The organism is Teichococcus deserti, from assembly GCF_001982615.1.
Taxonomy (GTDB): domain Bacteria; phylum Pseudomonadota; class Alphaproteobacteria; order Acetobacterales; family Acetobacteraceae; genus Pseudoroseomonas; species Pseudoroseomonas deserti.
Genome location: NZ_MLCO01000338.1, coordinates 1 through 4,696, shown reverse-complemented (window position 1 = coordinate 4,696; position 4,696 = coordinate 1). Strand labels below are relative to the sequence as shown.

Sequence of the window (4,696 nt, the reverse complement as noted above, 5' to 3'; positions counted from 1 at the left end):
AGAAGCCGGCATGGCCGAGGATATAGGCCATCGGCTCATGCGCCAGGCGCCGCCGCAGCATCCCGCCGAAGCGCTCGGCGGCCTCGGGGGGCACGGGCGCCCGTGGATCGCGCAGCAGTTCCTCCAAGGGCCGCTGCAGCGCCTCGGCCAGCAGCATCCGCGCTTCCAGCCGCGGCGTCTCGATGGCGGCGGCGCGCAGATGCTGCCCGGCGCGGCACAGGAAGAAGCCGACGGTGCCCGCCGGGTCAGGGCAGTCAGACACCTTCGGCCGCCAGCCGTGCCGCCTCGTCCTCGGCGATCAGGGCGTCGATCAGGTCGTCCAGCTCGCCCTGCATGATCCGGTCGATCTTGTGCAGGGTCAGGCCGATGCGGTGGTCGGTGACCCGCCCCTGCGGGAAGTTGTAGGTGCGGATCCGCTCCGACCGGTCGCCGGTGCCGACCTGCGACTTGCGGTCGGCCGAGCGGCTGGCGCTGGCCTGGCTGCGCTGCGCCTCGTAGAGCCGCGCCCGCAGCACCTTCATCGCCTTGGCGCGGTTCTTGTGCTGGCTGCGCTCCTCCTGCATCGCCACCACTGTGCCGGTCGGCAGATGGGTGATGCGCACCGCGCTGTCGGTCTTGTTGACGTGCTGCCCGCCGGCGCCGCTGGCCCGATAGGTGTCGATGCGCAGATCGGCCTCGTTGATCTGCACGTCCACCTCCTCGGCCTGGGGCAGCACGGCCACCGTCACCGTCGAGGTGTGGATGCGGCCCTGCGTCTCGGTCGCCGGCACGCGCTGGACGCGGTGCACGCCGCTCTCGAACTTCAGCCGGGCGAAGACGCCGGCGCCTTCCACCTCGGCCACCGCGCCCTTGATGCCGCCGAGCTCGGATTCGTCGTAATCCAGCAGGCCGAAGCGCCAGCCGCGGGTGGCGGCATAGCGCTGATAGGCGGCGAAAAGCTCGGCGGCGAAGAGCCCCGCCTCGTCGCCGCCGGCGGCCGGGCGGATCTCCAGGATGGCGCTGCCGGCATCGGCCGCGTCCTTCGGCAGCAGCGACAGCCGCAGGGCGCGCTCCAGGACCGGGACGGCATCGCGCTGGGCGTAGTATTCGGCCTCGGCCAGCTCGCGCATCTCGGGGTCGGCCAGCATCAGCTCGGCCTCGTCGCGGGCCCGCTCCGCCGCCCGCAGCGCGTTCACGCGCTCGACCAGCGGCTCCAGCTCCGAAAGCTCCTTCGCCAGCACGCCAATCTGCGCGCCCTCCGCCGTCTCCAGCAAAGCCCGCAACTCATCAGCACGATACAACAGGCGATCGAGCGTTTCGGAAAGAGCCATCACCGACCTTTAAAAACAGCAAAGCAAGCGCGGAAGATTGAATTCCCCCGCACCGCCTTCTTTTCTTTTTATTCCTCAGCCTCGCCAGCGGCATCCTCGGCCACCAGCTCCAGCCCTTCCACCACCTGCTCGACCATCGCATCGACGACGCCCGCCGCCGCCAAAGCCGACAGCAGCCCCGCCACGCCGACCCGCTCCTGGCCGCCATTGGACAGGTTGCGGACCACCACAACGCCCTCGGCCACCTCGGCCTCGCCGATGATCACCGCCGCCTGCGAGCCGATCTTGTTGGCCCGCTCCATCCGCTTCTTCAGATTGCCCTTATAGGCCATCTCGGCAGGCACGCCGGCGGCGCGCAGCATCTGCAGCATCTCCAGCGACGCCGCCTCCTCGGCCGCGCTCACCGGGATCACGGCGACCGGGCGGATCGGCTCCGGCGTCTCCTCCAGCAGCTCGGCCAGGCGCTCGACGCCCGCCGCCCAGCCGACGCTCGGCGTGGCCGGCCCGCCCATCTCCTGCACCAGCCCGTCATAGCGGCCGCCGGCCATCACCGTGCCCTGCGCGCCCAGCCGGTCGGTGACGAACTCGAAGGCGGTGTGGCTGTAATAGTCGAGCCCCCGCACGATCCGCGGGTTCTTGCGGTAGGGCACGCCGAAGCTGTCCAGATGCCCCAGCACGCCGTCGAAGAAGGCCGCGGCCTCCGGCGTCAGGTGCTCGAAGATGGTCGGCGCATCGGCCACCAGCAGCTTGTCGCCCTCGTTCTTGCTGTCGAGGATGCGCATCGGGTTCTTCTCGAGCCGGGTGCGGCTCTCCTCCGACAGGCGGTCCTGGTGCGCGGTGAAATAGGCCACCAGCGCGGCGCGATAGGCATCGCGCGAGGCCGCGTCGCCCAGCGTGTTGATCTCCAGCACCACGCCGTCGTCGATGCCCAGCTGCTGCAGGATCTGGTAGCCGCAGGCGATCACCTCGGCATCCGCCAGCGGCTCGGCGGCGCCCATGATCTCGGCGCCGATCTGGTGGAACTGGCGATAGCGGCCCTTCTGCGGCCGCTCGTAGCGGAACATCGGCCCGGTGTAGAAGACCTTGCGCGGCAGCCCGCCCTGGGTCAGCCCGTTCGACACCAGCGCGCGGCAGACGCCGGCGGTGCCCTCGGGGCGCAGCGTCACGGAATCGCCGCCGCGATCCTCGAAGGTGTACATCTCCTTCGTCACCACGTCGGAGGTGTCGCCGAGGGTGCGCGCGAAGACGCCCGTCGCCTCGAAGATCGGCGTCGACCATTCCTCCAGCCCATAGAGGCCGGTGACATGGCGCGCCGTCTCGACCACCTGCGCGTGGCGGCGGAAGCCTTCGCCGATCAGATCCTTGGTGCCGCGAACCGGCTGCATTCCGCTCAAGGCTTTTCTCGCTCTCTCGAATTCGGGCCGCGGCCCGTCAGGTGCCGGCGGCGGGGCTGTCTTGGGCGCCTTTCGGGGCGCCATCCTCGGGCAGCTCCTCGTAGCGGCGGAAGATCTGCTCGAACTGGATCCACTGCTTGGGCGTGAAGATCGCCTTGTCACCATAGCGCACCAGCCGGGCGACCGCCTCCTCGACGAAGCGGCCCTCCCAGGCGCTGCCGGCCCGCGCCGCGGCGGCCAGGGCCCGCAGCCGGGCCAGCATGGTCTTCGCCCGTTCCGGCGTCAGCCGCGGCACGGCGCGGCTCCTGCACCGGCGGGAACCATCCCAGCGAAGATCATCCGGGCAGGGCTCATTCGGGCAGAAATCATTCGGGCAGGGATCATTCGGCGGCCTTGGCGGGCGCCGGCAGCTCGGGCGGCGGCAGGGCCGCCTTGATCTCCGCCGCCTTGGCCTCGACCAGGCCGACGATGTGGTCGACCATGCCGTCCTGGCCCATGGTGTGGTGCGTCTTGCCGGCGGAATAGACCATGTGCCGGCCGTTGCCGCCGCCGGTGACGCCGATATCGGTCATCAGCGCCTCGCCCGGGCCGTTCACCACGCAGCCGATGATCGACAGGCTCAGCGGCACCTCGATATGCGCCAGCCGCTCCTCCAGCGCCGCCACCGTCTCGATGACGTTGAAGCCCTGCCGGGCGCAGGAGGGGCAGGAGATGATCTTCACGCCGCGATGCCGGATGCCGAGCGACTTCAGGATGTCCCAGCCGACATGCACCTCCTCCTCCGGCTCGGCCGAGAGCGAGACGCGCAGCGTGTCGCCGATGCCGGCCCAGAGCAGGCTGCCCAGGCCGATCGAGCTCTTCACCGTGCCGGTGCGCTTCCCGCCTGCCTCGGTGATGCCGATATGCAGCGGGTGGTCGCAGGCCTCGGCCAGCTGCTGGTAGGCGGCGACCGCCAGGAAGACGTCGGACGCCTTCACGCTGATCTTGAATTCGTGGAAGTCGAGCTCCTGCAGGTGGGCGGCGTGCCACAGCGCGCTTTCCACCAGCGCCTCCGGGTTCGGCTCGCCGTATTTCTCCAGCAGGTGACGCTCCAGGCTGCCGGCATTGACGCCGATGCGGATCGAGCAGCCATGGTCACGGGCGGCCTTCACGACCTCCCTCACCCGCTCCTTGCTGCCGATATTGCCCGGGTTGATGCGCAGGCAGGCCGCACCCGCCGCCGCCGCCTCGAGGGCGCGCTTATAGTGGAAGTGGATGTCGGCGACGATCGGGACATTCACCTCGCGCACGATCTCGGCCAGCGCGGCCGTCGAGGCCTCGTCGGGGCAGGAGACGCGGACGATGTCGACCCCGGCCAGCTCCGCCTTCCGGATCTGCGCGATGGTGGCCGCGGCATCCTCGGTCGGCGTGTTGGTCATGGTCTGCACGGTGATCGGCGCGTCGCCGCCCACCAGGACCTTGCCGACGCGGATCTGCCGGGATTTCCGGCGCAGGATCTGCTGGTAGGGACGATAGGACATGGCGGTCAGGCCTCCCGCTGCGGCATGGGGCGGATATGGCAGCAGTGGCGCCATCGGCCAAGCCCGCCCCTCGCGGGGCAGGCCCGACCACCGGCCTCAGCGCGTGGCCGGGCCGGCCGTCCGCAGCCGCTCGGGGTCGAGCGAGATGTCGCGCCGCACGCCGACCTGGTTGGCCAGCACCTGCGTGGCGGCGCCGTCCAGCTCGATGGTCAGCCCCTCGGCCTTGCCGGTGCTCAGCACCAGGCCCGGCTGGTTCGGCACCTCGTAGGTCTCCTTCGGCTGCAGGATGCGGTTCAGCACGGTCCGGCCGGAGCGCGAGTCGCGGATCTGCACCCAGGAGCTGTCGGTGGCGCGCAGCACCACGCCCGGCGTCGCCGGCGCGGCGGGGGCGGCCGGCGTTGCGGCCAGCGGCGGCGGCACCGGCGCGGCCGGCGGGGCACCGCCAGGGGCCGCGGCACCCGGCGCCGCGGCC

General features: G+C 70.9%; 5 protein-coding genes and 1 pseudogene. All 6 read right to left on the bottom strand.

Going from position 1 to position 4,696, the window contains the following annotated elements; genetic code table 11:
* A pseudogene (locus tag BKE38_RS26440) lies at positions 1-262 on the bottom strand (peptide chain release factor N(5)-glutamine methyltransferase); the annotation flags it as partial.
* Entirely contained in the window at positions 255-1,310 is a 1,056-nt protein-coding gene (gene prfA / locus BKE38_RS26435; RefSeq protein ID WP_076960189.1) for a peptide chain release factor 1, read from the bottom strand. The pseudogene BKE38_RS26440 and the gene prfA, both read right to left, overlap by 8 nt.
* Before the next feature lie 68 nt (positions 1,311-1,378).
* Positions 1,379-2,704, bottom strand: a complete 1,326-nt coding sequence (hisS, locus tag BKE38_RS26430) for a histidine--tRNA ligase (protein ID WP_083747893.1) — start codon at positions 2,702-2,704, stop codon at positions 1,379-1,381.
* 37 nt (positions 2,705-2,741) lie between these two features.
* Positions 2,742-2,999, bottom strand: a complete 258-nt coding sequence (locus BKE38_RS26425; RefSeq protein WP_076960187.1) for a hypothetical protein — start codon at positions 2,997-2,999, stop codon at positions 2,742-2,744.
* An 85-nt stretch (positions 3,000-3,084) separates the two neighbouring features.
* Positions 3,085-4,224, bottom strand: a complete 1,140-nt coding sequence (ispG, locus tag BKE38_RS26420; RefSeq protein WP_076960186.1) for a flavodoxin-dependent (E)-4-hydroxy-3-methylbut-2-enyl-diphosphate synthase — start codon at positions 4,222-4,224, stop codon at positions 3,085-3,087.
* A 96-nt stretch (positions 4,225-4,320) separates the two neighbouring features.
* Positions 4,321-4,696, bottom strand: a 376-nt coding sequence (locus BKE38_RS26415; protein WP_165694291.1) for a DUF4115 domain-containing protein, incomplete at its 5' end; no start/stop codon positions are given.

Excerpts from the sequence above, each read along its gene's own strand:
- prfA (WP_076960189.1), bottom strand. The coding sequence starts at position 1,310 with ATGGCTCTTTCCGAAACGCTCGATCGCCTGTTGTATCGTGCTGATGAG.
- ispG (WP_076960186.1), bottom strand. The coding sequence starts at position 4,224 with ATGTCCTATCGTCCCTACCAGCAGATCCTGCGCCGGAAATCCCGGCAG.